The organism is Mesorhizobium sp. RCAM 05099 (assembly GCF_059683685.1).
The window spans coordinates 6,107,935-6,128,512 of record NZ_CM185035.1; the positions used below are offsets into that span (position 1 = coordinate 6,107,935).

Annotated in this window: 18 protein-coding genes and 4 pseudogenes; 12 read left to right on the top strand and 10 right to left on the bottom strand. The window is 61.9% G+C overall.

Annotated features, from left to right (window positions below; genetic code table 11):
• Nucleotides 1-553 precede the first annotated feature (553 nt).
• The 6 genes and pseudogenes from AC56QQ_RS30305 to AC56QQ_RS30330 all read right to left on the bottom strand — a co-directional run.
• Nucleotides 554-1,111: a DUF2285 domain-containing protein gene (locus tag AC56QQ_RS30305; RefSeq protein ID WP_497124443.1), complete on the bottom strand. Its 558-nt coding sequence runs from the start codon at nt 1,109-1,111 to the stop codon at nt 554-556.
• Nucleotides 1,023-1,397 carry a transcriptional regulator domain-containing protein gene (locus tag AC56QQ_RS30310; protein ID WP_497124445.1) on the bottom strand — a complete coding sequence of 125 codons (375 nt, stop codon included), beginning with the start codon at nt 1,395-1,397 and terminating at the stop codon, nt 1,023-1,025. The genes AC56QQ_RS30305 and AC56QQ_RS30310 overlap by 89 nt, the downstream gene beginning before the upstream one ends.
• Before the next feature lie 22 nt (nt 1,398-1,419).
• The gene (locus AC56QQ_RS30315; protein ID WP_489859631.1) at nt 1,420-2,052 is read right to left on the bottom strand and encodes an acyl-homoserine-lactone synthase; all 633 of its coding nucleotides are present in this window, start codon (nt 2,050-2,052) and stop codon (nt 1,420-1,422) included.
• Nucleotides 2,053-2,145: 93 nt separating this feature from the next.
• Nucleotides 2,146-2,871, bottom strand: a complete 726-nt coding sequence (locus AC56QQ_RS30320) for a LuxR family transcriptional regulator (RefSeq protein ID WP_497124446.1) — start codon at nt 2,869-2,871, stop codon at nt 2,146-2,148.
• 160 nt (nt 2,872-3,031) lie between these two features.
• A pseudogene (gene panC / locus AC56QQ_RS30325) lies at nt 3,032-3,894 on the bottom strand (pantoate--beta-alanine ligase).
• A pseudogene (locus AC56QQ_RS30330) lies at nt 3,891-4,283 on the bottom strand (3-methyl-2-oxobutanoate hydroxymethyltransferase); the annotation flags it as partial. The pseudogenes panC and AC56QQ_RS30330, both read right to left, overlap by 4 nt.
• A 212-nt stretch (nt 4,284-4,495) precedes the next feature.
• On the opposite strand from AC56QQ_RS30330, the gene AC56QQ_RS30335 reads away from it, so the two are divergent.
• From AC56QQ_RS30335 to AC56QQ_RS30385, 11 genes are all read left to right on the top strand, one after another.
• Nucleotides 4,496-5,464 carry an NUDIX hydrolase gene (locus AC56QQ_RS30335; RefSeq protein WP_497124447.1) on the top strand — a complete coding sequence of 323 codons (969 nt, stop codon included), beginning with the start codon at nt 4,496-4,498 and terminating at the stop codon, nt 5,462-5,464.
• Between the two features lie 64 nt (nt 5,465-5,528).
• Entirely contained in the window at nt 5,529-6,503 is a 975-nt protein-coding gene (gene nadA, locus AC56QQ_RS30340; RefSeq protein WP_497124448.1) for a quinolinate synthase NadA, read from the top strand.
• Complete coding sequence (locus AC56QQ_RS30345; RefSeq protein ID WP_497124449.1) at nt 6,500-8,041, top strand: L-aspartate oxidase; 1,542 nt, start codon at nt 6,500-6,502, stop codon at nt 8,039-8,041. The genes nadA and AC56QQ_RS30345 overlap by 4 nt, the downstream gene beginning before the upstream one ends.
• On the top strand, nt 8,041-8,895 hold the full coding sequence (nadC, locus tag AC56QQ_RS30350) for a carboxylating nicotinate-nucleotide diphosphorylase (RefSeq protein ID WP_497124450.1): 855 nt from the start codon (nt 8,041-8,043) through the stop codon (nt 8,893-8,895). Before AC56QQ_RS30345 ends, nadC begins: the two co-directional genes overlap by 1 nt.
• A 153-nt stretch (nt 8,896-9,048) precedes the next feature.
• Complete coding sequence (gene bioB, locus AC56QQ_RS30355; protein ID WP_497124452.1) at nt 9,049-9,990, top strand: biotin synthase BioB; 942 nt, start codon at nt 9,049-9,051, stop codon at nt 9,988-9,990.
• Nucleotides 9,987-11,126 carry an 8-amino-7-oxononanoate synthase gene (locus AC56QQ_RS30360; protein ID WP_497124453.1) on the top strand — a complete coding sequence of 380 codons (1,140 nt, stop codon included), beginning with the start codon at nt 9,987-9,989 and terminating at the stop codon, nt 11,124-11,126. The genes bioB and AC56QQ_RS30360 overlap by 4 nt, the downstream gene beginning before the upstream one ends.
• Nucleotides 11,123-11,851, top strand: coding sequence for a dethiobiotin synthase (gene bioD, locus AC56QQ_RS30365; protein ID WP_497124454.1), 729 nt, complete (start codon nt 11,123-11,125; stop codon nt 11,849-11,851). Before AC56QQ_RS30360 ends, bioD begins: the two co-directional genes overlap by 4 nt.
• Nucleotides 11,757-13,022, top strand: coding sequence for an adenosylmethionine--8-amino-7-oxononanoate transaminase (locus AC56QQ_RS30370; RefSeq protein ID WP_497124456.1), 1,266 nt, complete (start codon nt 11,757-11,759; stop codon nt 13,020-13,022). The genes bioD and AC56QQ_RS30370 overlap by 95 nt, the downstream gene beginning before the upstream one ends.
• Nucleotides 13,019-14,002, top strand: coding sequence for a 3-oxopimeloyl-[acyl-carrier-protein] synthase BioZ (bioZ, locus tag AC56QQ_RS30375; RefSeq protein WP_497124457.1), 984 nt, complete (start codon nt 13,019-13,021; stop codon nt 14,000-14,002). The genes AC56QQ_RS30370 and bioZ overlap by 4 nt, the downstream gene beginning before the upstream one ends.
• Nucleotides 14,003-14,060: 58 nt before the next feature.
• A complete protein-coding gene (panD, locus tag AC56QQ_RS30380; protein ID WP_111548091.1) occupies nt 14,061-14,513 on the top strand; it encodes an aspartate 1-decarboxylase in 453 nt (150 codons plus the stop codon).
• Between the two features lie 1,146 nt (nt 14,514-15,659).
• A complete protein-coding gene (locus AC56QQ_RS30385; protein WP_497124458.1) occupies nt 15,660-16,127 on the top strand; it encodes a Ros/MucR family transcriptional regulator in 468 nt (155 codons plus the stop codon).
• Nucleotides 16,128-16,375: 248 nt separating this feature from the next.
• Here the strand turns inward: AC56QQ_RS30385 and AC56QQ_RS30390 are convergent, their stop codons facing one another.
• The gene (locus tag AC56QQ_RS30390) at nt 16,376-16,588 is read right to left on the bottom strand and encodes a cold-shock protein (RefSeq protein ID WP_023749661.1); all 213 of its coding nucleotides are present in this window, start codon (nt 16,586-16,588) and stop codon (nt 16,376-16,378) included.
• A gap of 473 nt (nt 16,589-17,061) precedes the next feature.
• On the opposite strand from AC56QQ_RS30390, the pseudogene AC56QQ_RS30395 reads away from it, so the two are divergent.
• Nucleotides 17,062-17,854 (top strand): annotated as a pseudogene (locus AC56QQ_RS30395) (aldehyde dehydrogenase family protein); the annotation flags it as partial.
• A 280-nt stretch (nt 17,855-18,134) separates the two neighbouring features.
• Here AC56QQ_RS30395 and tnpC read toward each other — a convergent pair.
• The 3 genes and pseudogenes from tnpC to tnpA all read right to left on the bottom strand — a co-directional run bounded on the left by tnpC (nt 18,135) and on the right by tnpA (nt 20,563).
• A complete protein-coding gene (gene tnpC / locus AC56QQ_RS30400) occupies nt 18,135-19,706 on the bottom strand; it encodes an IS66 family transposase (protein WP_497123677.1) in 1,572 nt (523 codons plus the stop codon).
• Nucleotides 19,707-19,760: 54 nt separating this feature from the next.
• Complete coding sequence (gene tnpB / locus AC56QQ_RS30405; RefSeq protein WP_258580693.1) at nt 19,761-20,114, bottom strand: IS66 family insertion sequence element accessory protein TnpB; 354 nt, start codon at nt 20,112-20,114, stop codon at nt 19,761-19,763.
• Nucleotides 20,095-20,563 (bottom strand): annotated as a pseudogene (tnpA, locus tag AC56QQ_RS30410) (IS66-like element accessory protein TnpA). The gene tnpB and the pseudogene tnpA overlap by 20 nt, the downstream one beginning before the upstream one ends.
• Between the last annotated feature and the right edge of the window lie 15 nt (nt 20,564-20,578).

Sequence of the window (20,578 nt, forward strand, 5' to 3'; positions counted from 1 at the left end):
CTGCCATCCACCCTTTGGATAAACGAAGTCGCGTTTGACAGCTCCTGATCGGGTTGGAGGCTGAGCACTTAGATCGGAGCTAGTCATCACAAGCGGAATGGATATTCCAACTCTATCGATTGCGGCCTATGGACCAGAGGCTCAGAAAGGGAATGCCGAGATCCCGACCTCGCTGGGATATCTTGGGAGGTCCGACGCGGTAGCGAGCCGGCACGGGCAGTATTTTCGCAGCGCTTGGCCGCTCTTTGCGAATCCACACCTTAGCCCGTGATGGCATGTGTTCGTGGGTATGAACTTTGCCGGAACCGAGATAAGCGGGGTTCGGTGGCGTAGCCACAGAGCGCGTCCGGCGACCGCTTTGCACAATACCGCCGCACTGAATGCACTCTCAACGAAGCATTGGTTCTCAGTGCTTCGTCCCCAAACCCGATTCCCGCCGCGGAAGGACTAACCGCGCGTCATGTTTTGTGCAACGCACAATGACCCCGTCATACCAAACGCAGTCAAATCCCGGCGCGTTTTCGAATACGCCAATGACAAGCTGTCACCCCAATTACACCAGGAACTGTCTGTAGCCGCCGCCCATCAGGTAGCGGCCACGTTGGATGGCGCGACGCACCTGGTCGCGAAGATGGTTGCCTGGATGAGACCAATCTTCTTCGACACGCCGTCTCCCGAACAGGGCAATGGCGATTTCCTGATGAGATGCGCCGGCAAGCGAACCATCCAAGGCCTGGAGCACGATACGCAGACGCCCTCCGCGAGGTTCCGGCGGAAGGCAAGCAGCTGCCAGGCGGCCGCAATCATTGATGTCATTTAGGAACTGAAGGGCAGCGACATGGAACTTGAGGCGCCGCGGCGGCACGATTGCGTCGACATATAGCCGCAACGGGCGCAGAACGGAGGCACCGGAAACGGCGATCTGCAGACTCCGACAGTCCTCCCTCAGCAGCACGTGCTGCACGCCGTCAGGTGTCGCCAGGATGTCCTTGCCGCACGAGAGGGAAGACAGATCAAGCGGTTCAAAATCGTGGTCGAGCCCACCCGGCTCCGCGGCCGCTCGTAGAACATGGGCGCAGTCGCGCGGATCCCAAAGGACCGTTGCCGACATGGCGTCCGATTGTGGCGCGTCGGCGAAAAAGGAGGCTCCATTGCCTGAGGAAAGATGATCCTGTCGTCAGCTCGATTATCCTCGTATCGGCGCGTTTTCTGACAATGCAGGCGGGCGGTGCAATCCTGGCGTGGTCGCGCTGGAATTGCGGATTGCGCCGAAGAAATTCCCAGGCCCAGGCAGTGCGCGGCAATCGTCTGACGTAGTGGTAAGCTTCGTGACGACGCCAGTCCGGCCAGTCTACACGACCGACCGTCGCATCCTTGGGAAGACCAGCATCCGTCACGGCTCAGGTGTCCACAATAGCGCTATGCCGACGGGGCTAGAACCGGTTTCCACAGTACAGGTCCGCGCAAACGTCCCCTGCCGCGGATGCGCAAAAGGCTCGCGTGGGAAATCTCGAGAAGCCCGGCCACCGCCTCCGTTTTGCCGACGGGCATCGGCTGTCCGATGCGCGACAATGGCCACGTTGCGAGGCGAAGGATCCGTTCCATGCGCGTATCGGTCACCGTTACTATCCGGGTGAGATCGTTGGCCAAGCCGAACTCGATCATGCCGGCGAAGAGCTCGTAGGTTGCCTGGGCCAGCCCGCCCGCTGCCTTGGGCGTTGACGGCGGGAGATCGAGCGCGAAACGACTGCTTTCCCATATCTCGGCGGTCGAGGGGACAACGTCACCACCCAGCAGCACCGGGAACGTGTCGCGCAACATTGTGGGTCCGGTGCTGGGCAAAAGACGCACGCAACCGCGAATTCGCCAATCGGATCCCTTGAGCAGCAGATAGACAGGCTTGAAGCCGTCAAATGCGTCGGTTTCTATTTCGTCCTCGGTCTGAACTTCCCAATCGAGCCTTTCCTTGAACACCCGATATCTGAGCCCGTGCATCTCTTTGAGCTCGCTTGCGAACTCGCCGTAAAGGTCGGGTGTTATCAGCTGCAGCATGGTCGCCTCCGTGCGGGATGTGTTCCCGCCATCGAAGGCTAAAGCTGACGGTGATTCAGCCTGTAGACGTTTACAGCTATCTTGGCGGAAGGATCACGATCTCGCCTGACCGGACGCAGCCAGCCGTGCGACGGCCTGGTTGACCGTTCGCACGCCAAGTTTTGCCTTGGCGTTTTCCAGATGGAAGGTCACCGTGCGCTTCGAGACGCCGAGGATCTGGCTGACGTCCCAGGCCGACTTGCCGCGCGCCGTCCATTTCAGGCATTCGAACTCTCGCGGAGTGAGCGTTACACCATCCACCACACGATCGCCGCCGAGCCTGCGCCGGACATGGACGTGAAAGTTGACCGCCACCAGCTGCAATGCTTTTTCATAACGTGTCAGGGACCGCAAAAGCGGCGGATGGGACTCACCGGAAGCAAAGGTCAGCGCAGCAAACCGGCCACGATGATCGTGCATCGACATCGTCAGTCCGCTACGGATGCCGAACTGAGCTGCACTCTCCAGAATTTGTTGCTGTGACGCCGGCAGACTTTTCCGAGCACGATCCAGGCCCCAATCAAAAGTATCCCAGCCTTGCAGCCCACGCAGGATGACCGGATCAAGACTGTGGTACCGCTGTTGCAGATAACGTGATGTCCAGGATGACGGATAGTTTGAGATCAGGCGCGGCGCGTCGCCGGGGACCGACGGGTAAGTAAAATAGGCGAAGAGCGGAAAGTCGAAGCCGGCGGCGGCGGACGCCATTGTCTCACTGAGATCGGCGGCGTCGACGCTTGCGGAGAGTTGCTCGACGAAGTTCTCAAACACGCGATGCATGTGCGTTTTGCGTAACCTCCGTGACTGTCGCTGGATGCCAGGCAGGACCCGGGTTTAAGCGGTCGCGCTCCGATAGCGCTCGTGGGATGTTGTCGCCTTCATCGCCGCCATTGCTTTCCTACCTCTGCTTGCGGAGCGTGCCGCAACGCCGACAACCTCGTTAATTTGTTGAACCAACCGGTGATGTTCTGATGTTGTCGATGAGCCGTGTGTCGCCGAGCCACGCCGCGACAAGCAAGCGCGCCGGTCGGTCAACGTTTGTCATCGGTTGCAGATCGGCTTCGCCGCGAAGCTCCAGGTATTCGACCTCGCGATAGCCTGCCGACAAGATTGCTGCGCGCGCTTCGGCAAGGGTTGGCAGGACGCAAGAGCCACGCGCAAACCGATCGGCCGCCTCGAGCAGGATCGATGCGAGCCTTGGGGCAACGGCGCGCTCCGCAGGCGAGAGCCGGGCATTGCGCGACGATAGAGCGAGACCATCGGCTTCGCGGACAGTCGGACAGGGGGTAATGGTGATTGGAATATCCAGGTCTCGGACCATGCGCCTGACAAGCTGAAGCTGCTGGAAATCCTTTTCGCCGAAAAAGGCGAAATCAGCGCCGGTTTGCAAGAAGAGCTTGGCAACGACGGTCGCCACGCCATCGAAATGGCCCGGCCGAAATGCGCCGCACAGGCCCTCGCCGATTGCGGCCACCGAAACAGTCGTAGCGAAGCCCGCAGGGTACATCGCCTCGCCATCCGGCACATAAAGCAGGTGTGCGCCCAACGGCCCGAGTTTGCCGCATCTTGGTTTTCCGTCCGGGGATAGGCGGCAAGGTCGGCGGCACTGTTGAACTGCTTGGGGTTGACGAACAGCGTTTCGATGACCCGATCCGCCTTCTGAAGCGCTGCACGCACGAGGCTCAGATGTCCTTCATGCAAGGCCCCCATGGTCGGTACCACCGCGACAGTTGCGCCCGAGCGGCGCCATCCTGCAACAACGGTGCGAAGCTCGGTAACGGTTCGAACGATCGGCACGCTCATGCGACGTCTCCGGCCCTCGAGGCGGTGGCGTAGACATGTTCGGCCGCCGGAAAGCGCCGGTCCCGCACATCGGCTGCGTAAGCGGCGATCGCCGCCTCGCCCTCTGAGCCTGGTTCGGTATGGCGCTTGACGAATTTCGGCCGAAAGCGGGTGAACATGCCCATGCCGTCGTCGACTATCGGGCCGTCGCAGGCTAGCCAGGCGCCAATGCCGATTGTTGGGATGGCGATCTGCGCAGTGATGGCCTGCGCAAGTTGCTCGGGCACTGTTTCCAGCACCACCGAAAAAGCGCCGGTCTCCATGACCGGGCCGGCGTCGCGCCTGATCCGCTCCGCATTGTCTCCCCGCCCCTGCACACGATAGCCGCCGAATGTATTCATTGGCGCTGGCGGTGTAATCGCCTTTGTATCACCAGCTGCGCACACCTCATGCCTCCTTCCCTTGCGTTACCCGCGGCGGGTGTCGCGTTTGGCACAGTTTTGTGCAAGTGCGAAGAGCTAAAAAACGGGCATGCAGCTGTGCGTGTGTTGACGTACAGGCAGCCACGCTTACACTAAATCGATTCAGGCGCCCCGAGACTGGGCTAATCACTTTCGCGAACATGGACCATCAGGCAACAGGAACCAGGAAAGACAGAGCCGCCGTCAAGGCTGAGGACGTCAAAGTGGACCTGATCGCCGTTGTCGTCGCCGTAAACGACGGTGAACCCTGTGTACTTACCATCGGGCAGGCGGACACGCTGCCCTCCGGACCATTTGCGCTTGAGCACCGATCGCCGCAATCCGGGTTGAGGGGATGGGTCGAGCAGCAGACCGGGCACCCGCTGGGGTACATCGAGCAACTATACACCTTCGCCGATCGGGACCGCATCGGGGCCGGGCGCCAGCAGCGCGTCATCTCCATCAGCTATCTCGCACTGACCCGCAAGGAACAGGCAACGGGCTCGCCCAAGTGCGGCTGGCAAAGTTGGTATGAATATTTTCCGTGGGAGGATCACCGCTCCGGCACGCCGGCGGTGGTGCTGGATGTTTTGCGACCGTGCCTGATTGAATGGGCGGATGGCGCCAGCGACGCCGCCACGCGACGCGAACGCCGGCTGCGGGCGGCGATTGCCTTCGGCTTCGACGAGCGCCGTTGGAACGAGGAACTTACGCTTCAACGCTATGAGTTGGTCTACGAAGCAGGCCTGGTCCAAGAGGCCGGAATCGGACGGGACGCGCCCCCGCGTCTGCTGGTGCCCAGTAAATCCATGATCGCCGATCATCGCCGCATCCTGGCAACGGCTATTGCGCGGTTGCGCTCCAAGATCAAATACCGGCCCGTCGTGTTCGAACTGATGCCGCCGCTCTTTACACTCTTGCGGCTGCAGCGAACCGTGGAGGCACTCTCCGGCAGGCTCATCAACAAGCCGAACTTTCGACGGCTCATAGAGCAGCAGGAGCTGGTTGAGAAAACCGGGGAGACGACCACCGAAACTGGGGGCCGGCCAGCGCAGCTCTACCGCTTCCGCCACGACATTCTCGATGAGAGGCCGGTGGCCGGGACAAAATTGCCGCTTACGAGGGCTTGACATCCCTTATAGTCACAAAGAATATATAGGCCTTATATTCTTTTGGACTATAACTGGAGGCTCGATGAGCGCCATCCTGCCTTCGGGTGCGACCCTGTACGACCGCGTTCGGCGCGTCGTCCCCCCGATCGAATGGTTCACCTTTCTAGACGACATCGAGGCAATTCTGGCGCTGAAGCGGGAGCGCAACGCCGTCATCCTGGCGCACAACTACCAGACGCCGGAGATCTTCCACTGTGTCGCCGACATCGTCGGCGACAGCCTGGCGCTTGCGCGCAAGGCGATGTCAGCCGACGCCGACGTTATAGTGCTCGCCGGCGTGCATTTCATGGCCGAGACCGCGAAGCTGCTCAACCCGCAAAAGACCGTACTCATCCCCGACCTGCGCGCAGGCTGTTCCCTGGCGGACTCCATTACCGCCGAGGACGTGCGCCAGTTGCGGCAGCGCTATCCAGGCGTGCCGGTCGTCACCTATGTCAACACATCGGTCGAGGTGAAGGCCGAGTCCGATATCTGCTGTACCTCTGGCAATGCGAAAGCGGTCGTGGAATCCCTGGGTGTTCCTCGGGTGATCATGCTGCCGGACGAGTACCTGGCGAAGAACATCGCCGCCCAGAGCGACGTTGAGATCATCGCCTGGAAGGGCCACTGCGAGGTGCATGAGCGCTTCACGCCAGCCGATATCCGCCAGTTGCGCGAGGACCATCCGGGCGTGACGGTGCTGGCGCATCCCGAATGCCCGCCTGAGGTGGTGACTGAGGCCGATTTTTCCGGCTCGACCGCCGCCATGTGCGACTATGTCGAACGGCAAAAGCCGCCCCGCGTCGTGCTGATGACGGAGTGCTCGATGAGCGACAATGTCGCGCTCGCACATCCCGAGATCGAGTTCATCCGTCCCTGCAATTTGTGCCCGCACATGAAGCGGATAACGCTCGCCAATATCCGTACAGCGCTCGAGCAGAACCACCATGCAGTCACCATCGAGCCCGGGATCGCGGGGCGCGCACGGCTTGCGGTCGAACGGATGCTGGCAATTTGAGCACCGATATCCGCAGCTTCTTCGGACGGCCCATTATCATCGGCGGCGGCATCGCCGGGCTGATGACTGCGCTTCATCTGGCCCCTGAGCCGGTGCTTCTTCTGTCCAGGACGCTACTCGGAGCTGACACATCGAGCACCTGGGCTCAGGGCGGTCTGGCCGCGAGCCTCGGTGAGGACGATGATCCGGCGCTGCATCTTTCCGACACGATTGCGGCCGGGGACGAGCTCTGCGACAAGGATATGGCAGGCCGCATCCTCCAGGACGCGCCCAGTGCGATCGAGGGGCTTGCCGGCTTTGGAGTCCCCTTCGACCGTACGTTCAAAGGGTCGCTGCGCCTTGGATTGGAGGCCGCGCACAGCCGACGTCGCATCGTTCACGCGCATGGCGACGGTACCGGGCGTGAGATCATGCGTGCCCTGATCGCGACCGTGCGTTCCACTCCGTCGATTGTTGTCGTGGAGGGCGTGGAAGCGCGCCGGCTGGCGGTGCGAGAGAATGCGATCCGAGGCGTCTGGGCGAGCTGTTCGATAGGACAGGTCTTTTTCGGCTCGCGGCGGGTGGTGCTCGCCACCGGTGGGATCGGTGGATTGTTTCTCGACACCACCAATCCTTCGGGCAGTTGTGGACAGGGCCTGGCGCTTGCGGCTCGCGCGGGAGCTGTCTTTTCCGATCTGGAGTTCATCCAGTTCCATCCGACCGCGCTTGACGGACCGGAGCGTCCCATGACGCTGATCAGCGAGGCTGTTCGCGGCGAAGGTGCAGCCCTGATCGATGAAACCGGCCAGCCCTTTCTACAGGGTGTGCCAGGGGCGGAACTTGCGCCCCGCGATGTCTTGGCGCGCGCCGTGTGGAACCATCTTGCGAGCGGCCACCGTGTTTTTCTCGACGCGCGGCAACAGCCTGGCCCGGCATTCGCGCGACAGTTCCCGACGATAGCATCAGCCTGTCGTGGAATTGGCCTCAATCCCGTGCGCGATCTCATTCCCATTCGTCCGGCCCAGCACTACCACATGGGTGGGGTCGCCGTTGACGGCTCCGGCCATACCTCCGTCAAGGGGCTCTGGGCCTGCGGCGAGGTCGCCTCGACTGGACTGCATGGCGCCAACAGGCTCGCCAGCAATTCCTTGACCGAGGCCGTCGTTTGCGCGCGCTGGGTGGCTGAAAGCGTGGCCGGAACCCCCGCTCGCAGGACCAAGCCCGCGTTTGCGGGTAATTATCCATCGCCCGATCCGCTACCCGTGCGTCCTTTCCTGTCGCGCGCTCTCGGCATCGTGCGGGATGGTGAAGGCTTGAAGGCAGCCGCACACGCCTTGCTGCCGCTCGCCCAAAGCAAGGACGCGTCATCGGATCCGGCGGCGGTCGGGCTGATGATCACAATTGCCGCCTTGCGCCGCCGGGAAAGCCGCGGTGCTCATTTCCGGACCGACTTTCCGCATCATGCAACCGTCGCGCGCCGTTCCGAAATCACCCTCGAAGCCGCCTTCGCAGAAGCGCGGGAACTCGCACAATTGCCAGTGCTGGAAGGCGTCACCTGATGAAGCTCGCGCCACTTCCCGCAATCATGCTCGAGCCTCTGGTACGGGCAGCCCTTCTCGAAGACCTCGGCAGGGCCGGTGATGTAACCTCGGATGCCATCGTACCAAGCGAAAGCCACGCAAAGACCGTGCTTGCGGCACGGCAGCAAGGCATCGTCGCCGGACTCGATCTGGCGATGCTCGCTTTCAGCCTGATCGACCAGAATGTCGAGATGACCGTGGAGCGAGCAGACGGCAGCGAAGTCTCACAAGGAGAGATCATTGCAACGGTGAGCGGTCCTGCCCGGGCCATACTCACAGCGGAACGGACAGCGCTGAATTTTCTCTGTCACTTGAGCGGCATCGCGACAGCGACGGCATCGATCGTCAATGCGATCCGCGGGCACAAAGCCAAGATCGTCTGCACCCGCAAGACGACACCCGGGTTGCGGGCTGTCGAAAAATACGCCGTGCGCGCCGGTGGCGGCTCCAATCACCGTTTCGGCCTCGATGACGCCATCCTGATCAAGGACAACCACATCGCCATCGCCGGCGGAATTCGCCCCGCGCTGGAGCGCGCGCGAAGCAGCGTCGGCCATCTCGTCAAGATCGAAGTCGAGGTCGACACACTAGCCCAACTGGAAGAGGTGCTTGCTCTGGCCCCCGACGCCGTCCTGCTCGACAACATGTCGGTCGACGAATTGCGCAAAGCAGTGGCCATGGTTGCAGGCCGGGCGATCACCGAAGCATCGGGCCGGATTACCGCCTTAACAGCGCCAGCCATCGCGGCCACTGGTATCGATCTTATCTCCATCGGCTGGCTGACCCATAGCGCGCCAATTCTCGATATCGGACTGGATTATCGAGCGCCCTGATAACCCACAAGCAAACGGTCAGGATCGATACATATCAACCGGCCTGAATTCGGACGACGAAGATGCGGCAAGGCAAGAACTGAGAGCGGGACGGACATGCACGACACCAATGCGACTAAGAGGATGCCGCGGGCGCAATGCGATGATGGCGCGATGTGGACCCTGGAGAAGGCTCGCGCCCTTCACGATGCACCTTTCAACAATCTGCTTTTCCTTGCCCAAACCGTTCACCGCCAGAATTTCGATCCCAACAAGGTCCAGCTCAGCCGGCTCCTCAGCATCAAGACAGGCGGCTGCCCGGAGGATTGCGGCTATTGCAGCCAGTCGGCGCATCACGAGACCGGCCTGAAGGCGTCGAAGCTGATGGAGGTCGACCGCGTCATCGCGGAGGCGACCAAGGCGCGTGACGCGGGCGCCACGCGCTATTGCATGGGCGCTGCCTGGCGAAACCCGAAGGCACACGACATGGACGCGGTGGTGGCGATGGTCGAAGGCGTCAAGGCACTCGGCATGGAGACCTGCATGACGCTTGGCATGCTCGACCTTGAGCAGGCCGCTCGACTGAAACAGGCTGGTCTCGACTACTACAACCACAACATCGACACGTCGGAACGCTACTATAGCGAGGTCATCAGCACGCGGAGCTTTGGTGACCGGCTCGACACGCTCGAGCTGGTTCGCCAATCCGGCATCAAGGTCTGCTGTGGCGGCATTGTTGGCATGGGCGAAGAACCGGTGGACCGGATCGACATGCTGGTGACGCTGGCCAATCTGCCGGAGCATCCGCAAAGCGTTCCGATCAACATGCTGATCCCGATCGCCGGCACCCCGCTTGCCGAAGCCAGGCCGATCGAGCCGATCGAATTCGTGCGCGTAATCGCGCTGGCGCGCATCATGATGCCGAAATCGCATGTCCGTCTTTCCGCCGGCCGCACCGCCATGACCGACGAGATGCAGGCACTGTGCTTTTTCGCCGGTGCCAATTCGATCTTCGTCGGCGACACGCTGCTGACGGCGAACAATCCTGGGGAGGACAAGGATAGTCTCCTGTTCCGCCGCCTTGGCATCGAGCCGATGGAACTCGACACCCAATGAACGGGACACCGCTTGCCCGGTACGAGGCGACCTTGCAGGGGCTGGCGCGCAAGGACCGGTTGCGGACGCTGTCGCCGCGCGCCGGGCTCGACTTCTCGTCGAACGACTATCTCGGGCTTGCCCCCTCTAAAAGACTTGGCGACGCGGTTGCGGCGGCGATTGCACGGGGCACGCCGGTCGGCGCCACCGGGTCGCGGCTGTTGCGCGGCAATGCGCCGGAGCATGAGCAACTGGAGGCGGACGCAGCGACGTTCTTCGGCGCCGACCGCGCGCTGTTCTTCGGCAGCGGCTACATCGCCAACTTTGCTCTGCTGACCGCCCTGCCGCAGAAGGGCGACCTGCTGGTCCTCGACGAACTCGCGCACGCCAGCATGCATGAAGGCGCGCAGGCCGGCCGCGCCCAGTTCGAGCTGGCCTCGCACAACGACGCCAACGCTGTCGAGGATGCGATCACGCGCTGGCGTGCCGAAGGCGGCGTGGGGCGCATCTGGATCGGAACCGAAAGCCTCTACAGCATGGATGGCGACCGTGCGCCGATGGAGAGCCTGATCGCGCTTGCCGACCGGCACGAGGCATTCCTAGTCGTCGACGAGGCGCATGCCACTGGTGTCTGGGGACCGGACGGCCGGGGGCTGGCCGCCGCGTTCGAGGGCCGCGACAACATCGTCGCGCTCCACACATGCGGCAAGGCGCTCGGCGCGTCCGGCGCGCTCGTCACTGGGCCGCGAACGCTGTGCGACTATCTCGTCAACCGTTGCCGGCCCTTCATCTACGCCACCGCGCCATCGCCGCTGATGGCGGTCGCGGCACGCGAAGCGCTCGCCATGCTGTCCGACGAGCCGATGCGCCGTGTTCAGTTGCATGAGCGTGTCGCTTTCGCCGGCCGTCAATTGGCCGAGCGCTGCGGCGTGACGCCCAGCGGCTCGCAGATCCAGCCCTTTGTCATCGGCGACGTTGGGCGTACCATGGTGGTGGCGGCGGCATTGCAGGCGCGCGGCTTCGACATCCGCGGCATTCGTCCGCCGACCGTGCCCGAGGGCACATCGCGCCTGCGCATCTCGCTGACGCTCAACGTCGACGAAGACGACATTTCGGCGATGGTCGAGGCGCTCGTCGAGGTGTTGGCCTCGGCATGATCATGCGCATCGTCATCACCGGAACCGACACCGGAATTGGCAAGACCGTGTTTGCGGCTGGGCTGGCCGGCCTGATCGACGGTTTCTACTGGAAGCCGGTGCAATCGGGCCTCGACGGCGAGACCGACAGCGAGGTGGTCGCGCGGCTTGCCGGCTTGCCCTCGGAGCGCGTGCTGCCGGAAGCCTACCGCTTGAAGAGCCCGCTGTCGCCGCATCGTTCGGCCGAGATCGACGGCGTCGCGATCAAGGCTGCCGATCTTACTTTTCCCGTCCTGCCGACGCCGCTCGTCATCGAGGGCGCGGGTGGGCTGATGGTGCCGCTTAACCGGCGCACAAGGTTCATCGACATCTTCGCTGAGTGGCGGCTGCCGGTCATTTTGTGCGCCCGCACCACGCTCGGCACCATCAACCACACGCTGCTGTCGATCGAGGCCCTGCGCGCCCGCTCCATCCCGCTGGCAGGAATCGCTTTCATCGGCGATGAGATGGCCGACACGCAACGGACAATCGTGGAAATGGGCGGCGTGCCACAGCTCGGCAGGCTGCCGCATATCGATCCGCTGACCGACAAAACGTTGAGAGCGGCAATGATCGCCGGCTTCGCCTTCGCCTCGATTGCGGGGGGGAATGATGTCGCGGTCACCAGTCTGGCATCCCTTCACCCAGCACGCGCTCGAGCCGGCGATTCCAGAAATCGTCCTGACGGAAGGCGCCTATCTCCATAAGGCTGACGGCACGCGTATCCTGGACGCCATCTCTTCCTGGTGGGTCGTCACGCATGGCCACCGCAACCCCCGCATCATGAAGGCTATCGAGACGACCGCGTCGAGCCTCGACCAGATCATCTTCGCCGGCTTCACTCATGAGCCGGCCGAACGCCTGGCCAAGGCACTTGTCGGCCTCGCTCCCGCCGGACTCGACTGGGTGTTCTATTCCGACAGTGGCTCGACCGCCGTCGAAGTCGCGCTGAAGATGGCGCTCGGCTATTTCCGCAACATCGGCGCGCCGCGTTCGCGCATTGCCGTCATGGAGCACAGCTATCATGGCGACACTATCGGCACGATGAGCGTCGGTGCCCGCGGCGTGTTCAATGCCGCTTACGAGCCCCTGCTGTTCGAGGTCGACACCATCCCCTTCCCGGCCGCCGGACGCGAACAAGAGACGCTGGATCGGTTCGAGGCAGTTGCCCGCGACCGGCGCGCCGCCGCCCTGATCGTCGAACCGCTCGTGCTGGGCGCCGGCGGCATGCTGATGTATCCGGCCTGGGTTCTGGCCGAATTGAAGAAGATCGCAGAAACCTCCGGCACGCTGCTGATCGCCGACGAGGTGATGACCGGCTGGGGGCGCACTGGAACCATGTTCGCCTGCGAGCAGGCGAACATCTCTCCAGACATCCTGTGCACCTCGAAGGGCCTGACCGGCGGCGCCATCCCGCTGGCGGCCACGCTCGCCACCGATGCCATCTTCCAGGCCCATTATTCCGAAGACCGGAAGAAGACCTTCTTTCATTCGAGCTCCTACACCGCCAATCCGATCGCCTGCGCGGCAGCACTTGCCAATGTCGAGATCTGGCAGGACGAGCCGGTGGCCGAGCGGATCGCGACGTTGAGCGCGATGCAGGCCACCGGGCTGCAACGCTTTCGGGACAATCCATATTTTGCCGACTGCCGAACCACGGGAACGATCGCAGCGCTCGACCTCCGAACCGGTTCCGCAGGTTACCTCGCCGAGATTGGTCCGAAGCTGCGCGCGTTCTTCCTCGAGCGCGGCCTGCTTGTTCGTCCGCTCGGCAATGTCCTCTATCTTCTCCCGCCCTATTGCATCACCGACGGCGAGTTGGACGGGCTCTACGACGCGATCGAGGAGGCCGGCGAACGCTTCGGCGCGAAACCATGAGCGCATCGTCGCGCATTCTCGGGTTTGGCCATCATGCGCCGTCGCGCAAGGTGGAGAACCCGGAAATCGAAGACCGCCTAGGACTCGAACCCGGCTGGATAGAAAGGCGTACCGGGATACGGTCGCGCTTCTGGGCCACGGACGAGGACACGCTGTCGGGCCTGGCCACGCATGCGGGCGACATGGCGCTGGCGAATGCCGGTATTGACCGCAGCGACATCGGTCTGCTGTTGCTTGCCACCTCGACGCCCGACCACCTTCTGCCGCCCAGTGCACCCTTGGTCGCGCACAAGCTCGGCCTTGGCCGCGCAGGCGCGGTCGATCTAACCGGCGCCTGCGCCGGCTTCATCTATGCGCTGATGTTTGCGGATGGGTTCACTCGCCTGCACGGCAAACCAGCGCTGGTCATCGCCGCCAACATCCTCAGCCGCCGCATCAATCCAGCCGAGCGCGCGAGCTCGGTCTTGTTTGCCGATGCCGCTGGCGCCCTGGTGGTCGGTCCCTGCGATGACGCGGATCGCGGCATTCTTGGCGCCTCGGTGGATTCCGACGGCTCACGCTACGGGCTGATCCAGATCCCGGCGGGAGGAAGCAACATCCCGTTCCGCGGCGACCTCGACATCGGGCAAACCCGCATGACAATGACCGACGGCCGCGAAGTGTTTGCCAAGGCTGTCGAGATGATGACCGATTGCTCCATAAGCGCGCTGGCCGCGGCCCGAATGCGGCCGCAGGACATTGATCGGTTCGTGCCGCATCAGGCCAATGCCCGCATTTTCGATGCGGTCGGCAGGAACCTCGGCATAGCAGATCAAGCGATCGTCAAGACGATCGCCGATTACGGCAACTCTTCCGCCGCGACGATCCCACTGTCGCTCTCGCTGGCCCATCGGACGGACCCATTTCGACCGGGCGAGAAAATCCTGCTGGCGGCAGCGGGTGCGGGTCTCAGCGGCGGTGCACTCGTCGTCGGAATTTAGCCGAACACCTGGCTGCTCCGAGGACGGCAGGATTCATTATGGATAGGACAACAGACCCATGCGAAAACTAGTCGCCGGCAAGCTGCACGGCATCTACGTCACCGAAGCGAACCTCAACTACCACGGTTCGATAACGCTTGACCCTGACCACTGCGAAGAAGCGGGGATCCTGCCCATGGAATTCGTGGAGATATGGAACAAGAATTCCGGGGCGCGGATTTCGACCTATGTCATCCTGGGCGAGCGCGGTTCACGATGCTGTATTCTCAATGGAGCAGCGGCCCGCACTTGCCAGCCCGACGACCAGATCATTGTCTGCAACTCCATCTACCTGGACGAAGCGCATATTACCTCTCTGAAGCCCCGGATCGTTACGTTCGACCAGGATAACAACATACTCGACCGCCTAAGCTACTCCGTCGATCTTGACGCAGATGGCCGCTACACCTTCTCGATCCTTGACGAGACTGATGAGGCTTTGGCCATTCCTGCCATGGTCTCCGGGGCGTGACACCCGCCGCACATGTGACATCAGTGTTCGTCAATTGGTGGCCTGCTAGCAAGGCCGAGCCTGGCTCGTTGGTCATCGGCAAAATGTTCGGCGGGCGACTGCGTCTTGAACCGATGAACTGTCAGTTTGCCGTTCTCAACAATATGAACGGCCCATCCCCCACCACAACGCTTGACGCGCACGTCGTTTGGTTCGCCAGCCACCATTGCCGCCCCTCATTTTCGTCGCCCTGGACCGAGACTGGAAGTCGCTCCATGCACGGCGAAAAACACGGGACCTTACGTTACGTCAAGCAAAGATTTTCTGACGGCTGATGACTTGTCGATATGACTACGGAGGCAATTCAGGCGCGGAACGTCCGGGCACGCGGTATCTTGCGCTCGGATCGATTTAGATGCCCAAATTTTGCATTTTAATGCAGTCTTAATTATCCGCGGCCAATGTGAATGGGAACGCGTATTCAGTTCGAGTAACTCTGCAAAAAGCCCGCCGCTCTTGCCCTCAAGAGTGGCGGGTTTTTCGGTTGTGAGCACTGGTGCGGTCGGTGCGGATGCTGCCACAGCACAAGCGCCGTGGCGTCATCCCTGCCCCCCTCCCTCAATGGCGCGGTGCTGCTTTTCGGGGCGAAGGCTCGTCTAGGACGAAGCTGAACGCGCGAGCCGCCGGCTCTTGCTGATTCTGGGCACCGGACCCCTCCCCGGTGGACGAGCCTTGGCGCCCGGGTTCTCGTGGCAATCGTTTCCGGTCTCGACCAGATGGTTGCAGAGGAACAGGAGAACGCCTGTCCTACCGGCGAGTTCGATTCTGCTGCTTCACAGGCGGCCAGCTCTGCTCGCAGAGGGAGCCATTGTCCAGCGTGCCGGACCGGAATTCTTCGAATGATCGATTCCGATCTTCAGCGTAGAAAGAGATCGAGAACAGGCTTGCCAGCGTTTCAGGTCAGGATCGCTCCCTCATGCTACATCAAGCAGGGATGCGCCAACCGCGGTCGGATCAGAATGCACAAGACGGCGGGAAGCGTCGCTATTGACCGCAGTGCAGGACGAGCATCGCAACAGTCTTGCCGGGGCTTTATTGCTTTCAGCGGCAACCGGCACTATGTAGCGACACTTCGCCGACTGTCTTTCAAGCCACCCGGAGAGTTTCATGACAGAAGAAGCCGACAACAACATCGACGTCCTCATCGAGCTCACCGCCGATGTCGTCTCTGCCTATGTCTCGAACAATCCGGTCCCGGTGGGCGAACTCCCTGCCCTGATCGGCCAGGTGCACGCGGCACTCAAAGGCACGGCCGGCACTAGCGTTTCGGCGGAAGAACCGGAGTTTCTCAAGCCTGCCGTATCGATCAGGAAGTCGGTAACGCCGGACTACATCATCTGCCTTGACGATGGCAAGAAATTCAAATCGCTCAAGCGCCATCTGTCGACCCACTACGGGCTGACGCCAGACGACTATCGCGCCAAATGGGGTCTGCCGTCGGATTATCCCATGGTAGCGCCGAATTACGCCGCTACGCGCTCGGCATTGGCCAAGACGATGGGGCTCGGCCGCAAACCGGCAGAGCCGGAAAACCCCGCGCCGGCGAAGCGGACGCGCAAGAAGGTCGCAGCTTGATTTCAGCAATCGAGGTTTGTTCTGGGGCGCAGCTGCCATTGGCATAATCTGCATCTGTCCGGAATATGAAAAGGCGGGGTCTACCCGCCTTCTCTTTCAAGCAGCCTGGCTCCCAAGGACTTCGCGCGGGCTAACAGCAGCCTGCTCCTCAATCCGTCCGGTGAGCCCTGTTCTCCCCTTATATCGCTCGACCAGCACATCCGGGCGGACCGCATCCCTCCGCTGCTGGTAGGAGTCAGGGAAAAAATTCAGCCGGCTTTGCTGAGGCTGCCAGCTGAGGACTTGCCAGTGCGGCGGTCCTGTTCGATTTCATAGTTGATCTTCTGGCCGTCAGCGAGAGTCGAGAGGCCCGCCCGTTCAACGGCGGAAATGTGGACAAAAACATCCTGACCGCCATTGTCGGGCTGGATAAATCCAAATCCCTTGGTGCTGTTGAACCATTTTACCGTTCCAGTCGCCATGTGCGTTTTCCTTTGTAACAATTGCAATGTGGGCAGGCCGTCAGGCCGGTCCCGATTCATAACCGACTTTGGAGTAAGACGCCGCAAAAACGAGAAATCTGCAAGGCTCAATTTGATCGGCGGCTGTAACTCCTCATGGACCGTCCAGCGTCCGCCCGTAAAGGCTCACAACGACACGCGTTACGGCCCCGATGCGATACCCAAGACGGACGGGGCTGGAAGCGCAATAGCTACCAGGCAGGGCGACGGGAAGTTGATCGTTTGGGGAAAATGGGGGGTATGGACGACGCCGCTGGCGGACGGTTCTGGCCTCGCCGGTATGGACCGAAGCTGGCCGTCGGCCTGTCCCGCGGCAGGGCCACTCGGCCCAAGCATGCGCGACTTTTCGTGAGAGGTGGTCCTATGCAAAAGCCATACGTGCGCAGTAGATGTCCGCCCGGCCGGACAGGCCAAGAGCCTTTTGGGGATCGACTTTGCCGCTGCTCCCACCTTTGATCCGCCACCTCAAATCTCCTGACCTGTTTGGCAGCCTTGACCGCGTGCCGGCGCTTGGCAAAGCAGTCAGTGAGCGGACATTTGAGGTCCTCAACCCATCGACGGGCGAAGTGCTGGCAGAGCTTCCCGATATGGGTGTCGAGGAGACGCGGGCTGCGGTCGACAAAGCATATAGCGCGCAGCCTGGATGGGCGGCATTGACGGCCCGTGATCGCAGCGACGTTCTGTGGCGCTGGCATCAGCTGATTATCGACCACGCCGATGACCTTGCCGCGATATTGACCGCGGAAATGGGCAAGCCCCTTGCCGAGGCCAAATCGGAAGTGTCGCATGCGGCGGCCTACCTGCAATGGTACGCCGAAGAGGCCAACCGCATCTATGGGGAGACGATCTCCGCACCATCGACGGACCGCCGTCTGCTCGTGATCAAGCAGCCGATCGGCGTCGTCGGCACGATTACGCCATGGAATTTCCCGGCTTCCATGGTGGCGCGCAAGATCTCGCCGGCCTTGGCGGCAGGCTGCGCGATCGTGCTGAAACCGGCTGAACAGACGCCGCTCGTGGCCGGTGCAATGTTTGCCCTTGCGCTTTCCCGAAGGCGTGGTCAACCTGATCTACGCGTCTGAGGGCGATGCCGTCGGATGCGAACTCTGCACAAACCTCAAGGTCCGCAAGATCAGCTTCACCCGCTCGACCGAGGTTGGCCGGCTGCTCATGCGCCAGTGCTCGGACCAGATCAAGAAGGTCAGTCTCGAGCTCGGCGGGTCCTCGAACATGTGAAGCAGGTCGCACCTCGATGGGCGGCGGCTCTGGACCCGCTGAAACTGTCGCATTCGTCACCTTGAGGTCAGCTTCGCACCGACGCCGCTGTTGTGCCACAGTCAACCAAGGCGGTCGCCTCGAGGTGAGCACGTCCCCGGAAGCGTCGGGTATCGGACCTGGACAAGCGTTCACATCATCGTTCCACCCCACCGGCTGTCCGTAAGCGCTCATTTCCATGCGCGTTGACGCGGCCCGTTTGACGGGGTCGCTGTCAGACGGCTGCATCGGATCATGCAGCGGCGGTTTTGGCGAAGTTGAAGGGCAGCAGGTCGGTGATGTCGGCGTCTGTGGCGCGCTGCGGCAATTCGCTGAGGACGTGGCGCAAGTAGGCCAAGGGCTCGACGCCACAGGCGCGGCAGGTCAGCATCAGGCTGTATATGACGGCGCTGGCCCTGGCTCCATCCACGGTATCGCTGAACAGCCAGGATTTTCTGCCGGTGGCAAAGATTCTGATATCGCGTTCGAGGAGGTTGTTGTCGATCGGCATCCTGCCGTCTTCTGTGTATCGCGTCAGGTACTCCCACTGGTTCAGAGTGTAGGACACGGCGTCGCCGATCTTGCTATCGGGCAAGACCTTCGGCGCGATGTCGTCGAGCCATATCTTGAGAGCATTGAGGATGGGAACGCTGTGTTGCTGGCGAAAGCGGCGAATGCAATCGGCTTGTGTTTCGCCCTTGTCCGGCTTTTCGTTCCGCGCTTGGCCTTCAACCCGGTAGAGCTGCTCGAAGAACTTGAGCGCCTGCTCCGGCGGACCGCCCCCCTTCTTTCTTGCCTTGAGGGCATCGACGAAGCGACGTCTGGAATGGGCCATGCATCCCACATGGGTGGCCCCTGCCAGCGTGCGCCATGCGGTATAGCCATCGCTCATCAGTATGCCGCGGTAATCGCCGAGGAAGGCCTGCGGATAAATCTGGCCGCGACCCGGTTGATAATCGAGCAGCACGATCGGCTCGTTACTCTCTTCGCCGCTCCGGTATGCCCACATAAATGATGTGCTGGTGGCCTCCCTGTCCTTTTCCTTCAGGACCTGGACGGTGGTCTCGTCGCCATGGATGAGTGCTTGAGACCTGAGCCGCAGCTTCAGTGCGTCATAGATGCGGGAGAGATGCTTCTCGCTCGATCCGATCACCCAATGCCCCAGAGCGCCGCGGCTGACGGGCACGCCGGCTCGCTCGAATGCCTGGCTCAAGCGGTAGAGCGGCGTGCCGTCGACGTACTTGTGAACAAGAGCAAATGCCAGTGTCGAGGCCGTGGCGATGCTGCCCGGCAAGGGCTGCGCGGGCATCGGCGCGATCACGACCGGCGTATTGATGCCGGTGCGGTCGCAATGGCGGCAGGCATACTTGAAGCGCACATTCTGCAGGACCTTCGCCTTCACCTCGATATGAAGCTGCTCGGTAATGGCCTCGCCCATGTGGTGCATCCGGTGACGACAGCAAGGACAGGCCTTCTGATCTTCGGGAAGGTCATACTCGACGCGCTCGCGCGGCAGGTGTTCCGGCAGGGCCTTGCGGCCACGCTTCTTTGCCTCCGGCTTTTCGGTGGACGGAAAGCCGGTGTCCGGCAGGTCGATGACATTGCCATCTTCGCTGCCCGCGTCGTCTTCATCGGCAACCTGTTCGGCTTCATTGAAGAGGCGATCAACGTGCTTTTCGCTCTTGGGCGCAAAACGATGTGAGCGCGCCAGCGCCAACTCTTCCTCGAGCTTAACCACGCGTTCTGCGAGCTGACGGTTCTCCGCCTGCAGCACAGCAATGCGCGCCATCAACTCCTCAACAGTCGGTTCGCCAGGTCGATTCATCGTAGTTTTGAATCTGAACCGCACCGACGCGTCAACCGCACAATTCGGGAGCCGTCAGCCCGCAACCTGATATTGCCGCACCGGATGGCGCACCATTGCATCGATGTCGATGCCGTCGAGAATCCAATGGAGCTGCTCGGTCGTCAGCGTAACCACCGCCGTCTCCCGGCGTGGCCATCGGAACCTGTCTTCGGTCAGCCGCTTCAGAACCAGCACGAAGCCGGACCGGTCGAAGAACAAGAGTTTCATCCGGTCGCGGCGGCGATTGCAAAATGCAAAGACCGCAGGCGCAAATGGGTCAAGCTCCATCACCTCCTGAACCAGGACCGCAAGGCTGTTGATGCCGGCCCTAAAATCGATCGGCTCGCGGTGCAGGTAGACGTTGAGATCAGCGCCCAGTCTGAACATGGCCCAGAGCTCCAATGATCGCCGTCAACGCGTCTACATCACCGCATTCCAGCACCAGCTTCACGCCGTTCGGCAAAGACGCGCTCACCTTGGCTGGGAGTGGCGATGAGCCCATGCTTTCCGACTTCGACAGCCGCTCTTCACCACGCGCAGCAGGCCTGTCCACCGAATTGCTCTGCATAGGCAGGCTGTGGTCCCGCAGCGGTGACTTGAACTGGAATGAACGCAGACGGTGCAGGTGGCGGCAAAGCACCGGCGTCTTTGGTCGTCTTTATCCATTTCCGAAGAAGGTTGGCATTGATCCCATGTTCAAGCGCAAGTCGCGATACCGACACGCCAGGCTCAAGGCAGGCCGCAACTAGCCGCTCTTTCGACGCCGGGTCGTACCGCCGGCGGCCGTTGCGCAAAATCCGCCTCACCAGCAGTTTCTGTTCATCGTCCTCAATCACTTGGTGTCCACCTCC

Bases quoted from the DNA above. Each gene is read 5' to 3' on its own strand.
- AC56QQ_RS30305 (WP_497124443.1), bottom strand. From the start codon at position 1,111: ATGTCGGCAACGGTCCTTTGGGATCCGCGCGACTGCGCCCATGTTCTA.
- AC56QQ_RS30315 (WP_489859631.1), bottom strand. From the start codon at position 2,052: ATGCTGCAGCTGATAACACCCGACCTTTACGGCGAGTTCGCAAGCGAG.
- AC56QQ_RS30320 (WP_497124446.1), bottom strand. From the start codon at position 2,871: ATGCATCGCGTGTTTGAGAACTTCGTCGAGCAACTCTCCGCAAGCGTC.
- AC56QQ_RS30335 (WP_497124447.1), top strand. From the start codon at position 4,496: ATGGACCATCAGGCAACAGGAACCAGGAAAGACAGAGCCGCCGTCAAG.
- nadA (WP_497124448.1), top strand. From the start codon at position 5,529: ATGAGCGCCATCCTGCCTTCGGGTGCGACCCTGTACGACCGCGTTCGG.
- nadC (WP_497124450.1), top strand. From the start codon at position 8,041: ATGAAGCTCGCGCCACTTCCCGCAATCATGCTCGAGCCTCTGGTACGG.
- bioB (WP_497124452.1), top strand. From the start codon at position 9,049: ATGTGGACCCTGGAGAAGGCTCGCGCCCTTCACGATGCACCTTTCAAC.
- AC56QQ_RS30360 (WP_497124453.1), top strand. From the start codon at position 9,987: ATGAACGGGACACCGCTTGCCCGGTACGAGGCGACCTTGCAGGGGCTG.
- bioD (WP_497124454.1), top strand. From the start codon at position 11,123: ATGATCATGCGCATCGTCATCACCGGAACCGACACCGGAATTGGCAAG.
- AC56QQ_RS30370 (WP_497124456.1), top strand. From the start codon at position 11,757: ATGTCGCGGTCACCAGTCTGGCATCCCTTCACCCAGCACGCGCTCGAG.
- bioZ (WP_497124457.1), top strand. From the start codon at position 13,019: ATGAGCGCATCGTCGCGCATTCTCGGGTTTGGCCATCATGCGCCGTCG.
- panD (WP_111548091.1), top strand. From the start codon at position 14,061: ATGCGAAAACTAGTCGCCGGCAAGCTGCACGGCATCTACGTCACCGAA.
- AC56QQ_RS30385 (WP_497124458.1), top strand. From the start codon at position 15,660: ATGACAGAAGAAGCCGACAACAACATCGACGTCCTCATCGAGCTCACC.
- AC56QQ_RS30390 (WP_023749661.1), bottom strand. From the start codon at position 16,588: ATGGCGACTGGAACGGTAAAATGGTTCAACAGCACCAAGGGATTTGGA.
- tnpC (WP_497123677.1), bottom strand. From the start codon at position 19,706: ATGAATCGACCTGGCGAACCGACTGTTGAGGAGTTGATGGCGCGCATT.
- tnpB (WP_258580693.1), bottom strand. From the start codon at position 20,114: ATGTTCAGACTGGGCGCTGATCTCAACGTCTACCTGCACCGCGAGCCG.